The organism is Ruegeria sp. CDSA141 (assembly GCF_059612005.1).
The window spans coordinates 34,598-49,123 of sequence record NZ_JBXWPT010000009.1; the positions used below are offsets into that span (position 1 = coordinate 34,598).

15 protein-coding genes are annotated in these 14,526 nt (G+C 56.9%); 10 read left to right on the forward strand and 5 right to left on the reverse strand.

Annotated features, from left to right (window positions below; translation table 11 throughout):
* Window positions 1-102 precede the first annotated feature (102 nt).
* Together AC2FLP_RS13615 and dapB are read right to left on the reverse strand one after the other, a co-directional pair.
* On the reverse strand, window positions 103-786 hold the full coding sequence (locus AC2FLP_RS13615) for a hypothetical protein (RefSeq protein WP_299899496.1): 684 nt from the start codon (window positions 784-786) through the stop codon (window positions 103-105).
* A 342-nt stretch (window positions 787-1,128) separates the two neighbouring features.
* Window positions 1,129-1,938: a 4-hydroxy-tetrahydrodipicolinate reductase gene (gene dapB, locus AC2FLP_RS13620; protein ID WP_299899498.1), complete on the reverse strand. Its 810-nt coding sequence runs from the start codon at window positions 1,936-1,938 to the stop codon at window positions 1,129-1,131.
* Window positions 1,939-2,029: 91 nt separating this feature from the next.
* Here dapB and rbfA point away from each other — a divergent pair, with 91 nt between their 5' ends.
* From rbfA to rpsO, 6 genes are all read left to right on the forward strand, one after another.
* Entirely contained in the window at window positions 2,030-2,425 is a 396-nt protein-coding gene (gene rbfA / locus AC2FLP_RS13625; RefSeq protein WP_117871818.1) for a 30S ribosome-binding factor RbfA, read from the forward strand.
* Window positions 2,422-3,159, forward strand: coding sequence for a phosphodiester glycosidase family protein (locus AC2FLP_RS13630; protein ID WP_299899501.1), 738 nt, complete (start codon window positions 2,422-2,424; stop codon window positions 3,157-3,159). Before rbfA ends, AC2FLP_RS13630 begins: the two co-directional genes overlap by 4 nt.
* Before the next feature lie 60 nt (window positions 3,160-3,219).
* The gene (gene truB, locus AC2FLP_RS13635) at window positions 3,220-4,125 is read left to right on the forward strand and encodes a tRNA pseudouridine(55) synthase TruB (RefSeq protein ID WP_496684197.1); all 906 of its coding nucleotides are present in this window, start codon (window positions 3,220-3,222) and stop codon (window positions 4,123-4,125) included.
* 21 nt (window positions 4,126-4,146) lie between these two features.
* Window positions 4,147-4,653, forward strand: a complete 507-nt coding sequence (locus AC2FLP_RS13640; RefSeq protein ID WP_117871811.1) for a DUF1643 domain-containing protein — start codon at window positions 4,147-4,149, stop codon at window positions 4,651-4,653.
* A 91-nt stretch (window positions 4,654-4,744) separates the two neighbouring features.
* Window positions 4,745-5,758 carry a calcium-binding protein gene (locus AC2FLP_RS13645; RefSeq protein ID WP_496684200.1) on the forward strand — a complete coding sequence of 338 codons (1,014 nt, stop codon included), beginning with the start codon at window positions 4,745-4,747 and terminating at the stop codon, window positions 5,756-5,758.
* Between the two features lie 144 nt (window positions 5,759-5,902).
* On the forward strand, window positions 5,903-6,172 hold the full coding sequence (gene rpsO, locus AC2FLP_RS13650) for a 30S ribosomal protein S15 (RefSeq protein WP_117871806.1): 270 nt from the start codon (window positions 5,903-5,905) through the stop codon (window positions 6,170-6,172).
* Between the two features lie 159 nt (window positions 6,173-6,331).
* On the opposite strand, the gene AC2FLP_RS13655 is transcribed toward rpsO, so the two are convergent.
* Together AC2FLP_RS13655 and AC2FLP_RS13660 are read right to left on the reverse strand one after the other, a co-directional pair.
* Entirely contained in the window at window positions 6,332-7,084 is a 753-nt protein-coding gene (locus tag AC2FLP_RS13655) for a class I SAM-dependent methyltransferase (protein ID WP_117871804.1), read from the reverse strand.
* A gap of 344 nt (window positions 7,085-7,428) precedes the next feature.
* A complete protein-coding gene (locus AC2FLP_RS13660) occupies window positions 7,429-9,030 on the reverse strand; it encodes a BCCT family transporter (protein WP_117871802.1) in 1,602 nt (533 codons plus the stop codon).
* A gap of 482 nt (window positions 9,031-9,512) precedes the next feature.
* Between AC2FLP_RS13660 and pnp the strand changes: the two genes are divergently transcribed.
* Complete coding sequence (pnp, locus tag AC2FLP_RS13665; protein WP_117871800.1) at window positions 9,513-11,663, forward strand: polyribonucleotide nucleotidyltransferase; 2,151 nt, start codon at window positions 9,513-9,515, stop codon at window positions 11,661-11,663.
* A 176-nt stretch (window positions 11,664-11,839) separates the two neighbouring features.
* Window positions 11,840-12,847 (forward strand): Hint domain-containing protein, encoded by a 1,008-nt coding sequence (locus tag AC2FLP_RS13670; protein WP_496684214.1) that lies wholly within the window; start codon window positions 11,840-11,842, stop codon window positions 12,845-12,847.
* 7 nt (window positions 12,848-12,854) lie between these two features.
* Here AC2FLP_RS13670 and AC2FLP_RS13675 read toward each other — a convergent pair whose 3' ends face one another.
* Window positions 12,855-13,490 (reverse strand): DUF1326 domain-containing protein, encoded by a 636-nt coding sequence (locus AC2FLP_RS13675; RefSeq protein ID WP_496684217.1) that lies wholly within the window; start codon window positions 13,488-13,490, stop codon window positions 12,855-12,857.
* A 235-nt stretch (window positions 13,491-13,725) separates the two neighbouring features.
* Between AC2FLP_RS13675 and AC2FLP_RS13680 the strand changes: the two genes are divergently transcribed.
* Both AC2FLP_RS13680 and AC2FLP_RS13685 read left to right on the forward strand, forming a co-directional pair.
* Window positions 13,726-13,998 carry a PepSY domain-containing protein gene (locus AC2FLP_RS13680; protein ID WP_117871794.1) on the forward strand — a complete coding sequence of 91 codons (273 nt, stop codon included), beginning with the start codon at window positions 13,726-13,728 and terminating at the stop codon, window positions 13,996-13,998.
* Between the two features lie 23 nt (window positions 13,999-14,021).
* The gene (locus AC2FLP_RS13685; RefSeq protein WP_299899514.1) at window positions 14,022-14,522 is read left to right on the forward strand and encodes a helix-turn-helix transcriptional regulator; all 501 of its coding nucleotides are present in this window, start codon (window positions 14,022-14,024) and stop codon (window positions 14,520-14,522) included.
* The last annotated feature ends 4 nt before the right edge of the window (window positions 14,523-14,526 follow it).

Consider the following 14,526-nt stretch of genomic DNA (forward strand, 5'->3'; position numbering starts at 1 on the left):
TCGATTATAATGCCGATTTTAGAATTAGGGCGCGCGACGTGGCGGCATAATCCGACCCCGAAGCATCAAGACAGTTTGCACGAGATGAGCAGAAGCGCACTGTTAAGAGGTCCGCAAACTGTCCAAATGGGCTCGTTTTGCCGCCATCACTTCTTCATCGGTCATGGGTGAGCGGTTCAACTCCAGAAAGTACTCTGCGACTCCAACCGGCTGAACATTCAGATTACTGACAGGCGTCAGATCATCAGACCTTACGTTCAGCATCGATAGCGCCTTTGCCACAGGAAATAATCGATCGTTGAGCTCCGAAACGTTTAAAGACAGGACGTCAGCCCTCGAAGACACGGCGTTTTTGACGCGGCTTACCACACCTTCAAGGTCTGTACCCTGCTGCAAAAGATCAGCATACTCCGAAAGGTCCTCTCGGATTCTGTTCGAGCGGATGTTTTGCCAATAAACGCTTCTGATCCAGTCAGCGCGGTTTCTCGTCGTGAACAAGAATGTGGTACGCGCATTGCCGTTCGCGAACCTGTCAATTTCGTCTAGCACAGCATCAGCCAAAACGTGCGTCTGCGAATATGACCACACGTTGTTTCGCCCCGGTATCAGGCCGGCAAACTCCTCGCTGCTGACAAGAAGAGGCGTGTCTGTTTGACCTTCGAAAGGAGCAAGAGCTTGACGAAATCTTTTGCGGAATCTCGCAAGGACCCTGTCTTCTTGCAAAATGGAATAGCGCCGGGCGGCAAACCCCGCTTCTTTCAGGTCACGGGGGACAAGAAAGTTCACTCGGCTCTTAAGCCGGGAGCGGTTCCTGAACAACATAGTTTGCAGGGTTCTGGTTCCTGTTTTGTGAAACCCTTGATGTATGACAACCTTCAAGCCGCAACCCTAATTTCTTTGTTCATGGGAGGTCCCGTTTCGCTACTATTGCTTTTTCATTATGCCCGAGAATGTTTTTAGGTACTGCTGGCAATGTCACTGATACGGTCCTGTCCCAAGACTTTCCTGCATGCAGTCGCTTTCGCGGCCCGCGTCATCCGCTGGTCATGAGTCTTTAACCGACTGGCGGCAGCCATTTGAATTGCAGCATTCTTTGTTGTTGCGACTGCGCAAAATTGAACTTAGCGCCTAAAGCCCCAATACATCGACCATGTCATATTGGCCGGGTGCCTTGCCCTGTCCCCACAGAGCCGCTTTCAGCGCGCCGCGGGCAAAGATAGCGCGGTCGGTGGCCAGATGGCGCAGAACGATGCGTTCACCGGGGGCGGCGAACAACACGTCATGCTCGCCCACGATGTCGCCGCCGCGAATGGCGTGAAAGCCGATGTCGCCACGTTTGCGAGCGCCAGTAATGCCGTCGCGACCCCGGTCGGACACCTCCGACAGTTTGACGCCACGTCCCTCGGCAGCGGCCTCGCCCAACATCAGAGCGGTGCCGGATGGTGCATCCACCTTGTGATGATGGTGCCCTTCGATGATTTCGATATCAAAATCCTCATCCAGTGCAGCCGCGACTTTCTTGGTCAGTTGCACCAGCAGGTTGACGCCGAGGCTCATGTTCCCTGCCCGTATGATCGCGGCGTGGCGCGAGGCAGGTTCCAGCGCCGCGATCTGTTCGTCGGTCATACCTGTTGTGCCGATTACATGTACACACCGGGCCTGCGCCGCCAGAGCAGCAAACTCCAGCGTCGCCTCGGGTGCGGTGAAGTCGATCACCGCCTGTGCCTGCGCGAAGGCTTCCAGCGGGTCATCGGTAACTTTGACGCCCAGCGCCTGGCCACCCATGGCTTCGCCCACATCCTGACCGACCCAGTCATGCCCTTTGCGCTCGATCACGCCGACCAGACGCGCCTGATCACTGTCGTTTACGGTGTTGATCAGCATCTGCCCCATACGGCCCGAAGCCCCTGTGATGACGATCCCCGGAATATGGGTCATGGCGGTATTCCCTTGCTGCAAACTGCTCAAAGCCTCCTACCCCGTTCGCGCCCGCTTGGCAAAGCCCCGGTTTGCGCTTAGATCGGGGTTTATGGCAAAGAACAAATTCCATGATGGCCCCGGCCCGTCCCAACGACAGCTGCGTGTCGGCGAACTGATCCGCCGCACCCTGTCCGAAGTTCTGGCGCGCGGAGATGTCCACGACACCGAACTAAACCGTATGTCGATCACCGTAGGCGAGGTGCGCACCTCGCCCGATCTGAAGATCGCCACCGCCTATGTGCTGCCCTTGGGCGGCAAGGGGCAGGAGGATGTGATCGAACTGCTCGCCCGCAACAAAAGTGAACTTCGGCGCATGGTTGGCAAGAAGGTCGGCCTGAAATTCTCGCCCGATCTGCGGTTCCGGCTTGATGACACGTTCGACCGTCTGGACGACACCCGCCGCATGTTCGAACAGGACGCGGTGCGCCGCGATCTGGACGAGTGATCCGGGTACTTGTCACATTGGGCGCGGTTGTCTGGGCCGTGCAAGCCTCTGCGGTTACTTGCGAAAAGCTGACCCATGATGACAAACGCTATACCGTCTGCGAAGTCGACGCGGAAACCGAAGACCTGCGCCTGTTTCTCAACGATGAGAATGGGGATCTTCTGGGGCATTTCTCGTCGGTGAACGAGGCGCTGGCCCCCGGTGGTGAGCGTCTGGCCTTTGCCATGAACGCGGGCATGTATCACGATGACCGGTCGCCCGTCGGCCATTATGTCGAGAACGGCAAAGAGGTCATGCGGGTGATCTCCAACCCCGGCCCCGGCAATTTTGGCTTGCTGCCCAACGGCGTTTTCTGCATCCGCGAGGGCCGTGCTGATGTGTACGAGACGCTGGATTTCCTCGATCATGCCCCCGACTGCCGGTACGCCAGCCAATCCGGCCCGATGCTGGTGATCAATGGCGAGTTGCATCCCCGGTTCCTGCCCGATTCGACCTCGCTCTATGTGCGCAACGGAGTGGGCACCAGCGCCGATGGCACCCGTGTGGTGTTTGCGATTTCCGAAGATTACGTCACGTTCCACGAATTCGGCCGTCTGTTCCGGGACGTGCTGGAAACTCCGAATGCGCTGTTCTTCGATGGCAATATATCTCGCATGTATGACCGCGCGAACAATCGGTCCGATGTCGGGTTTTCGCTGGGGCCTATCGTGGGTGTGGTCGAAGACGCACCTTGAAATTGACAGGGCGATGGCGATCCGCTAGGTCGCGCGCCTCAGCAAGATTGAAGGTGCTAAATGGGAAGCAAACGCAAGGGTCGGGACATTTCCGGCTGGCTGGTGGTGGATAAGCCCGCGGGCATGACTTCGACCGCCGTGGTCAACAAGGTGCGCTGGGCCATGGACGCCAAGAAGGCAGGCCATGCGGGTACGCTGGACCCCGAGGCCACCGGCGTTCTGGCCGTGGCCCTGGGTGAGGCGACCAAGACCGTTCCTTACATCACTGATGCTTTGAAGGCTTACACCTTCACTGTCCGTCTGGGTCAGGCCACCAACACTGACGATGCCGAGGGCGAAGTGATTGCCGAAAGCGATGCCCGCCCGTCAGATGAAGACATCAAGCAGGCGTTGACCCCGTTTCTGGGCGACATCATGCAGGTCCCGCCCAAGTTTTCCGCCGTGAAAATCGACGGCCAGCGCGCCTATAAACTGGCCCGCGATGGCGAAGATGTGGAACTGACCGCCCGGCCCCTTTGGGTCGAGGAACTGATCCTTGTCGATCGCCCCGACGCAGATCACGTGGTGCTGGAGATGACCTGCGGCAAGGGCGGTTATGTCCGCTCGATCGCCCGCGATCTGGGTGAAGCCCTAGGATGTCATGGCCACGTCCGGGAACTTCGCCGAATCTGGTCCGGACCGTTCGAGGCCGAAGACGGGCTGAGCATCGAACAGATCGACGAGATGGCAAAGACCACCGCGCTGGACGAATATCTGCACCCGTTGGAAACCGGTCTGTCGGACCTGCCCGAGCTCAAATGCACCCCCGAAGGCGCGACCCGTCTACGCAATGGTAACCCGGGCATGGTGTTGGCCTCAGATGTTGAATACGGAGACGAGGCATGGGCCTCACTGGATGGCAAGGCCGTTGCCGTAGGGGTTTATAAATCAGGCGAATTGCATCCCAGCCGGGTGTTCGCCGCCTGAATCACGTGTTAGGCGAAAGGCATGATCACCCGAACGCACACCAAGGGCGATGCGCCCTCGACCGCCATCTATTCCGACTGCGAGAAGTACCGCTATAGCCTGACGCGTGTTTGGGACCCGGCAGGGCGCAAGGCGCTGTTTGTCATGTTGAACCCGTCTACCGCGACCGAAGTGCAGAACGATCCGACAGTGGAACGCTGCGAACGCCGTGCCCGAGCGCTGGGGTTTGGCGCGTTTCAGGTAACCAACATCTTTGCCTGGCGCGACACCGATCCGCGCAAGATGCGCGCTGCTGCCGATCCGGTAGGCCCGGAAAATGACGCCGCCATTCTGGAAGGTGTTCGGTGGGCCGATCAGGTCATCGCTGCCTGGGGCACCCATGGTGCGCATCTGAACCGGGGCCCGGCGGTGGAGACCCTGCTGCGCCGGACCAGCCAGCCGCTGTTCCATCTGGGTTTGACCAAAGACGGCCACCCCAAGCACCCGCTCTATATCGCCTACAGCCAACAGCCAGAGCAATGGCAATAAAGTATTAACCATTTCAATAACTTGACTTTGATCCGATTGCCGATTGCATGGGATGTTCACCCTCGGAGCATTCTGCGATCGGAGGGGTGTCATGTTTCTGGCCGGATTGATCGGACTCGCCGCCATCGGCGGTGCTGCATACGCGATGAGCGACATGCTGATCGAAGACGAGGACGTATCAGAGGACGACCCCAATGATGACGCAGAAACTGAACCCAATACCGGAGAGTTTCTTGAGATTGGCGAAAACGTCGAAGACCCGGTGAATCCCGATATCGAAACCCCGTCCACTGGCACCGTAATCTCTGAATTCGAAGGAGACCTCGTAATTGCCGGCAGCGATGGCCCGGACCAGATCACCGGACAGGACGGTGTCGATCAGGTCAACGGGTTTGGCGGTGATGACACCATCGACGGCGGCAAGGGCGACGACGTTCTGCACGGGGGCGACGGTACGGATACGATTTCGGGCGGTCAGGGTGATGATGTTCTGCACGGAGAGGCTGATGACGACTTTCTGTTCGGCAATCAGGGGGACGACGCCCTGTTCGGCCATTTCGGGGACGACACCCTGGATGGCGGCGAAGGCGAAGACGAACTTTATGGCGGTCAGGGCGACGATACTCTGACAGGCGGGGCAGATGACGACGCATTGCAGGGCAGGTTTGGAGACGATGCCCTGAACGGTGGCGCAGGTGAGGATACGATCTTTGGGGGCGACGGCGACGACTTTGTCCTCGGTATCGAAGACGGCGCAGCCGAAAAGGATTTCCTGAATGGCGGCGCTGGTGACGATACCATTGTGGCAGGCGGCGGGGATGTGGTGACCGGTGGGCAGGGCGCTGATGACATCGTGCTGAGCCCGGGTGACGAAGACGTGACCGTCATGGGCTTCCAACCCGGTGAGGACAAGCTGCTCGTAACCTGGGAGGATGAGGCCGACCCGGAAATTGAGGTGGAACCTGACGCTGAAAACGCCAATCTGACCCGGGTGATGATCAACGGTCAGGAAGTGGCGCAGGTATACGGGGCCGAAGGTATGACGGTGGCCGACATTCAGTTGATCACCGAAGCGCAACTGGCCCAGTACGGACAGATGGTCTGAGCCCGCAGTTTCCCTTTGCCATTTGGTGAAAATGCGCCTATACGCGCCCATCCGCATCGGAATCGGTGCGGTTTTCTCCATGGGCCTGTGCTGGACGACATCCCGGCCTGCGCCATCAACTCTAACCTTTCAAAGGAGACCCCGATGTCGATTACTGCTGAAGAAAAAGCACGCGTCATGAAAGAATTCGCAACCAAGGACGGCGACACCGGCTCGCCTGAAGTCCAGGTTGCCATCCTGACCTCGCGCATCACCACCCTGACCGAGCACTTCAAGACCCACAAAAAAGACAACCACGGTCGTCGCGGTCTGCTGAAGATGGTTGCCCAGCGCCGTAAGCTGCTGGATTACCTGAAAGGCAAGGAAGAAGCGCGTTACCAGGATCTGATCAAAAAGCTGGGCATCCGCCGCTAAGCTTTTTCAGAAGACTTTAAACCGGGTTTTCCGGTTCGACGCCCGCCACCCGGCGGGCGTTTTCTGTTGGATCCGTCGAAAGCGACACATCCCCCTTAACTTACTAGAGCAGTTGGACATTCCCCGACGGTCAGAGAATGTCTGTTGCGACACCGGGCCTTACGCCTTCCGCGTGTTTTCCCAACGTGTGGCATAGTCACTTTGCGACACATTTGCACTCGTCTTGGTGTCGGCAACAGGTTTTCGAACCACAAAATCCAAAAGAACAGGCAATCCCGGACCAAAGGTTCCCAGCGGGCGCGGACGTTTCTTTGTCTTGTTGGGATCCGTCATTTTCACCACATCACGCGCGGCGTATGGCCTTAACGGCTGCCACACGCATTTCAGAGCCTCATAGTTCATGGCGTTTACCCAAAAGCCGTACACTATCTCTGGGCAAATCTGATAGAAGCCGTGATTGATCCAATTGTTCGATGGCGAGTGTGCGATAAACACCCCCCCGGGCTTCAGCATCTTATCAATGTTCCGGTAGGCGGTCGGCAAGTCGAACACGTGCTCGCAGGTTCCACCGTCATAGATAACGTCAAACCGACCAACCAGATTTTCAGGCAAATCCCCCGCGAGATCCTGAACGATGCTCGCCCCTTCGAAACCCGAGAAATCCAGAGAGTCCACTTCCGAAAACCCAAGTTTACGAAAGAAGGTTTCCGAGTACCCATCATCCGGGTTGCAAAGGTCAGCTTCGCTCACTCCGGGCAGGTACTTCTGCAAGGTTTCCCGAAACAATGCGGCGGATGACGACCGACGCGCACCTATCCAGTCCTGCCGCCCAAGCATCAGGAAGCTTCCTGACAGGTCGTTGAATTTGACATCTTCGATCAGGCGCGCGGCCAGGACATCAACAATTGACACTTATTCCTCCGGAGGGTGGTCGAAAGCAGTTTTCTTCGTGTGAACGTCCTATTCTGAGAATTCAATGTCAACGCAATAGCAGCGCCCGAGAACACTCAGAAAAACGGGCAAGTTCCCTGTTCAGTGCATAGTTGGACGTTTCCCCCCTTCAGCAATATCCTGAAGCCCGGGATTTCGGCATCTGGCACCAAACGCATACCCCGCCCAACGCAGTTTTTGTTGATACTGGTGCGCGCATGAACTCAGTCAAAACATCATCTAAGTCATTATGCCTTGTGCAGTTCCACAAAACCGAAGACGCCCACCAATCGGTGGGCGTTTCATTCTTGGAAATGTGTACGGCTCTACATTTTCGCTTTTTCTGATTTCAGCGCCAGCCACAAACAGTAGCACATTGTTAAAACCACCAGCGTAAAGGGGATGCCGGTTGAAACCGCTGCGCCTTGCAGCGCTGAAAGACCACCCCCCAACAGCAATGCGATGGCGACCAGACCTTCCAATGTGCACCAGAACACGCGCTGAACCACGGGCGCGTCCATCTTGCCGCCAGCAGTGATCGTGTCGATCACCAACGACCCTGAATCGGATGAGGTGACAAAGAAGATTACGATCAGGACAAGGGCAATCGGGGCAACGATGCCGTAAAGCGGCAGTTCTTTCAGGAAACCGAACAACGCACCTTCTGGGGCGTAGCTGTCAATCACTGTCGCGCGAACACCTTCCGCTCCGCCCGCGTTCAACATGTCGATGGCGGCGCCGCCGAAGGTTGACATCCACAGGGCACAGACGGCTGTCGGCGCCAGCAACGCGCAGATTATGAACTCGCGAACAGTACGACCCTTCGAGATCCGGGCAATGAACATGCCCACAAAGGGTGACCATGCGATCCACCATGCCCAGTAGAAGGTCGTCCAACCATGGAAATAGCTGGTGTCTTCTCGTCCGAACGGGTTCGACAAGGCAGGTAAGTGCAGCACGTAGTCGGTCATCACGTTGAAATATCGTGCGATGGCCGTGCCAATGCCAGTTACGGCGATTACGAAGAGGAATAGTCCGACGGCCATGACCATATTGATCTCACTCAGCCGTTTGACGCCCGCATCCATGCCCAGTAGAACCGAGCCCAGCGCAATCAACGTGATCCCGATGATCAGCAAGACAACGACAGTGGGGCTGGGTTCGATGCCGAAGACCTCGTAAAGACCAGCGGCAACTTGCTGAGCACCCAGACCAAGTGATGTGGTCAACCCGAACAACGTGGCAAAGACCGCCAACGTATCGATGATGTGGCCCCACCACCCCCAGACCCGTTCGCCAAGGATCGGATAGAAGGCCGAGCGCAAGGTCAGCGGCAGGTTCAGGTTGTAACTGAAGATCGCCAGGCTCAGGCCGACCGCGGCGTAAACCGCCCAGCCTTCCAGACCCCAATGATGAATGGTTCCGACGACACCGGCATATTCATTTCCCGGCACCGCGATATCAATGCCCAGCGGGCTTGCGTTCCCGTCTTCGGCAAAATTGTAATAGACCGGCTCCATCACGCCAAAGAACAGCAGACCGATACCTATTCCAGCAGCAAACATCATCGCGATCCATCCCGCATAGGAATAATCTGGCTTGGCGTCTTTGCCACCGATCCGCACACTGCCGACCGGCAGGATGATGAGAACAAGACAAAACAGGGTGATTGCATCAACCGAAAGGACCAGAAACCAATCAAACGTGCTGGTCAGCCAGGGTCGGAGCCAGCCGAAGAACGAAGCCGCGGCCTCTTGGTTGGCTAATGCGATCAGGACGAACGCAAAGATCATGATACTTGAGATCAGAAAGACCGGGTTGTGAATGTCCAAGCCAAACGGTCGGACGTTATCCTGCCCCAGTTCATATTCCGTTTCGAAGTCGTAAATCCGGGGATCCGGATCCAGCATCTTTTTTGTTTGTGCCATTCGATTGCCCTTCTGTTCGCTAGCTGCAAACGCCAAGGTTTTCGGTTGGCGGACGGGTATGGGATTATTAACCCCCTTGGCGCGTTTCCGTCATTTCGTCCGCGGGCTTGTGGTAAAAGCTTATACTGCCTTCATATTTTTACAAAATGCATTCGATTTTACCGATGTTAGCGATGTAATCGACCCACAGATCTCTAGGTCGTCGCCTGCGAAGAAACACATTGCATCGCCGCTCACAGCTTTTGCTCGCGATCTGAAAACTGAACACTTAGAGAGAGCCGTTGTCTGTCTCAGCGTGATTCGGCCATCCCATCCAGTTCCTCTTTCCTTTCAACGCATTCTCATGTATGCGCGCGGTATCTGAGACGTTGTGCCCTGACCCCGGCACTCGAATGGAAGATAAATTGGGGTCGGCGGCAATGGGGCCGCCATGCAAACGGGAGACCCGCAGGGGCGGGAGTGCTCCCTTCTAGGATACGCATATGTTTGATGTAACGAAGAAATCAATGCAGTGGGGCGAAGAGACGCTGACACTGGAAACCGGCAAGGTTGCCCGTCAGGCTGACGGCAGCGTGATTGCCACGCTGGGCGAAACCAGCGTCATGGCAAACGTGACCTTTGCGCGGGCGCAAAAACCCGGTCAGGACTTTTTCCCGCTGACCGTCCACTACCAAGAGAAATACTATGCCGCCGGTAAAGTACCGGGTGGCTTCTTCAAGCGCGAGGCGCGCCCGACCGAGAAAGAGACGCTGACTGCGCGTTTGATCGACCGTCCGATCCGCCCGCTGTTCGTTGACGGCTTCAAAAACGAAGTTCTGGTGATGTGCACCGTGCTGAGCCACGATCTGGTCAACGATCCCGACATCGTCGCGATGATCGCCGCTTCGGCTGCTCTGACCATCTCCGGCGCGCCGTTCATGGGCCCGATCGCCGGTGCCCGTGTTGGTTTCGAAGACGGTGAATACGTTCTGAACCCGACCGTCGATGACATGCAGGACCTGCGCCTGAACCCTGAACAGCGTCTGGATCTGGTAGTTGCCGGGACCAAAGACGCCGTAATGATGGTGGAATCGGAAGCGTACGAGCTCTCTGAGGCGGAAATGCTAGGCGCGGTGAACTTTGCGCATGAACAGATTCAGCCGGTGATCGACCTGATCATCAGCCTCGCCGAAGAAGCCGCGAAAGAGCCGTTCGATTTCCAGGCACCGGATTACTCGGAGCTGTATGCTGCCGTTAAGGCCGCCGGTGAAGAACAGATGCGCGCCGCCTTCGCGATCACCGACAAGCAGGAGCGCACCGCTGCTGTTGCCGCTGCCCGTGAAGCGATCAAGGAAGCGCTGACCGAGGAACAGCTGGAAGACGGCAACCTCGGTTCCGCGATGAAAAAGCTCGAAGCAGGTATTCTGCGCGGCGACGTCGTCAAAGGCGGCAAGCGGATCGATGGTCGCTCGACCACCGATATCCGCTCGATCGTTGCAGAAACCTCGATGCTGCCACGGACCCATGGTTCAGCCTTGTTCACCCGTGGTGAAACGCAGGCGCTGGCCGTAACCACGCTGGGCACCGGTGACGACGAACAGTTCATCGACGCGCTGCATGGCAACTTCAAATCGAACTTCCTGCTGCACTACAACTTCCCTCCGTATTCGGTAGGTGAAGTTGGCCGCGTTGGTGGCCCCGGCCGCCGTGAGATTGGCCACGGCAAGCTGGCATGGCGCGCCCTGCAGGCGGTTCTGCCTGCGGCGACCGACTTCCCCTACACGATCCGTATCGTGTCGGAGATCACAGAATCCAACGGCTCCAGCTCGATGGCGTCTGTCTGCGGCGGTTCGCTGTCGATGATGGATGCGGGTGTTCCGCTGAAAGCGCCGGTTGCCGGTGTGGCCATGGGTCTGATCCTGGAAGATGACGGCGACTATGCCATCCTGTCCGACATTCTGGGTGACGAAGACCACCTGGGCGACATGGACTTCAAGGTTGCCGGTACCGAAAACGGCATCACCTCGCTGCAGATGGACATCAAGGTTGCGGGCATCACGCCCGAAATCATGGAGAAAGCCCTGGCGCAGGCCAAGGACGGCCGGTTGCACATCCTGGGCGAGATGGGCAAAGCCCTGTCCGAGACCAACGATTTCTCGGTCCACGCCCCGCGCATCGAGACCATGAACATTCCGACCGACAAGATCCGTGAAGTGATCGGTTCCGGTGGCAAGGTCATCCGTGAGATCGTTGAGGTTTCGGGAGCCAAGGTGGACATCAACGACGATGGCGTCATCAAGATCGCCTCGCCGGATGGTGAATCGATCCAGAAGGCCTATGACATGATCTATTCGATCGTGGCAGAACCTGAAGAAGGTCAGATCTACACTGGTAAAGTTGTAAAAATCGTCGATTTCGGGGCCTTCGTGAACTTCTTCGGTAAGCGCGACGGTCTGGTCCACGTGTCGCAGATCGAAAACCGCCGTCTGAACCATCCGTCGGATGTTCTGAAAGAAGGTCAGGAAGTGAAGGTCAAGCTTCTGGGTTTTGACGATCGCGGCAAGGTTCGCCTGTCGATGAAAGTGGTCGATCAGGAAACCGGCGAAGAGATCGTTCCCGAGAAGAAAGAAAAGAAAGAGGAAAGCGCAGAGTAATCTGCCCCTCTGACAGACAGCAGAAGGCCCCGGTTTCATCCGGGGCCTTTTTTGTTTGCGGGGCAGCAGGAAGGGGAACTGCGTCGCAATTTTGGTAAACCAATTATTAACACTTATTGCGTGTATTAGCTCAACCTTAAGGGGTATTTTGCCGTTTTCAGGGAAGCTGTTCAACCGTGGCATCGATTACTGTTTACGAAATCAGCGCAGACCCGTTCAGCAACCGCAGTGTTGATATTACTGCTGCGTATTCGGTCGAAGTCACGGATAATGACGCCCTGCTGCAAGATCCTGACCCGGACGGCAGTTCGCAACTTGATCTTGAGTCTCTTCCCGGCTTTTCCGGCTCGACCCAAAATTTCAGTACTTTCGAGAATTATACGGGCACAGTCGATGGCGCGCCTGTCACGTTTATCCTGATCCAGTTTTCCAACCCGCGTTACATAATCGTCACTTCCGGTCAGGCCGAACTGAATGACACGATTTCAGATACCGGCTTTGCCGGAACCGCGCCGTCATCCGCGTATCACACTTTGCCTTCTTTCGTGTGTTTTACCTTTGGATCGCTGATCCAGACCCCGACGGGACTGCGCCGGGTTGAGGCGCTGGAGCCCGGCGACCCGGTTGTCACCGCCGACGGCCATACCCGTCCGGTACGCTGGATCGGCAAGCGCCGCTTGTCCGCGTCCGAGTTGCAGCGAAACCCTCACCTATCCCCTGTGCGGATCAAAGCGGGCTGTTTCGGGCCGAACGGCCCATCCCGCGATCTCGTCATCTCACCACAGCACCGGATTGCCGTGACCTCAGCCATGATGGAACTGATGCATTGCGAAACAACGATGTTGGCGCCTGCAAAAGGGCTGATCAATGGAAAGACCATCGTTCAGGAAACGCCTGCACAAGGGGTGGAGTACATTCACATCCTCTTTGATCAGCATGAGCTGGTGAATGTCGAAGGAATCTGGTCCGAGTCCTTTTACCCCGGTGACACAAGTCTTGATGCAATGGCGCCCGCAACCCGGAGCGAGTTGTTCGAACTGTTCCCGGAACTGGCAAATGGTGAATGCGGTTACGGTTCAACCGTATTACCGGTCCTCAAACCTTTTGAAGTCCGAGTGATTGCAGCGGATCTGGCGGTTCCGGGCTGGAAGGTGCATCCGAACGAAACCGCAAAAACGGCCTGACCGCAGGTCAGTGCGTGACACCACCCGGGCCATGTTTCAACACGTGCCACTGGCCGTAACTGTCTTTCAGATCCAGCTTGATCGACGCATCGGCTCGGGTCGAGGCGCTGCCGATCTCGGCAATGGTGAATTCGATCCCGCCGGGAATATCGATGCGTACGCGGTGTTCCCCGCCGCCATGCGGGGTCTGAATCGGGCGCCCGTTCGACTTTAATACGTCACCAACGGTAACGCTGGCCGTTCGCCCTTCGATGTCCATCTCAAGCTCAATCGGCAGGTAAAGCGTGTCATGCACCGTCTCACACATGGCCCGGAACACGTACCAATGCGTTGCCATCTCTTCGGTTTCTTCACCGTGAAAGACTTTTTCCAGCGCATCGCGCTGCGCCGGTGAGGCCGCAGGATCGACGATCACCTGCATTTCACCACCACCCTCGAATATTGGTCCGGGCCACGCATAGATCAATGCCGCCCTGGTTCCACTAAGATCCGTTTCTCCAAAATATCCTTTGAATATTTCAAGCACTTCGAAACCCCGGCAATCGCCATGCGTCGGCAATTCCTCGAACTGGCAGGGGCAGGCATAGCCGCAATTGCAGTTTCCGAAGCTTTCCCCCTCGACGTACCAATCTGTAAAAGCCATGGTCTTCTCCTGTTCAAGACAGTCAGAAAGCCCGACATCGTTGGTCACATGCCTGTATGTTTTCCCAAAACAAACTATCACAAATTGATTGCAACCTGAACCTGACGGGCGGAAACGGCCGCAAATAGCATAAACCTTGGTTCAATTCGCCCCGTTTCAACCAAAAGCCAATCGCAGGTCTCCTCTGCCATCCCCAGTTCGACCGCATCGCCACAACACAAAAAGGAGATGCGATATGGAAACCTTGAAACTGCTGACACTGACGGGATTGATCGCAACCGCACCGGTTCTTGCTTTTGCTAATGTCGGACTGGGCGACAAACTGGGCACAAGCGAAGCCGATATCCGCGCGGCCCTTGAAGCCCAGGGGTACCAGATCGAAGAGATCGAATTCGAAGGTGGGAAGATCGAGGTTGAACTCATCAAGGATGGCGTGGAAACTGAACTGGTTCTGTCTGACACGGACGGGGTGGTGACAGCCATCGAGCTCGAAGAGGATGACGACTGAACCTGCAACGTCCAAGGGGCCGCATGAAAGTACCTCAAACGTCTTTACTCTGGCTCCTTCTGGTGGTGCAGGCCCTCTGCGCCGCCTTTTTCATGACGGATGCGCTGCTGGATTGGACTGGCGGCGACGGCGCGGGGTTTCGTCACCTGCATTCGTTCGAGCTGTTTCTGTCGCTGGCGCTTGTCGGGGGCCTGAGCGCCACGATCGCCCTGATCCGTTCCCAGTCCAGACGGGTGCGCGACATGCAGCGGCAACTGGAAGTGGCGCAAGGGGCTTTTGCCCAGGTCATCGAAACTCAGTTCAGCGAGTGGCAGCTCAGTGATGCTGAGCGTGACGTTGCCATGCTGACGATCAAGGGTCTTTCCATCGCGGAAATCGCCGGAATGCGACAGACGAAAGAAGGGACGATCAAGGCCCAAAGCGCTGCGGTCTATCGAAAGGCGGGCGTTTCCAGCAGGTTGCAGTTGCTCAGTTTCTTTGTCGACGAACTCCTGTCAGAACCGTTGGTCAGGGATGTGCCCTGAAACA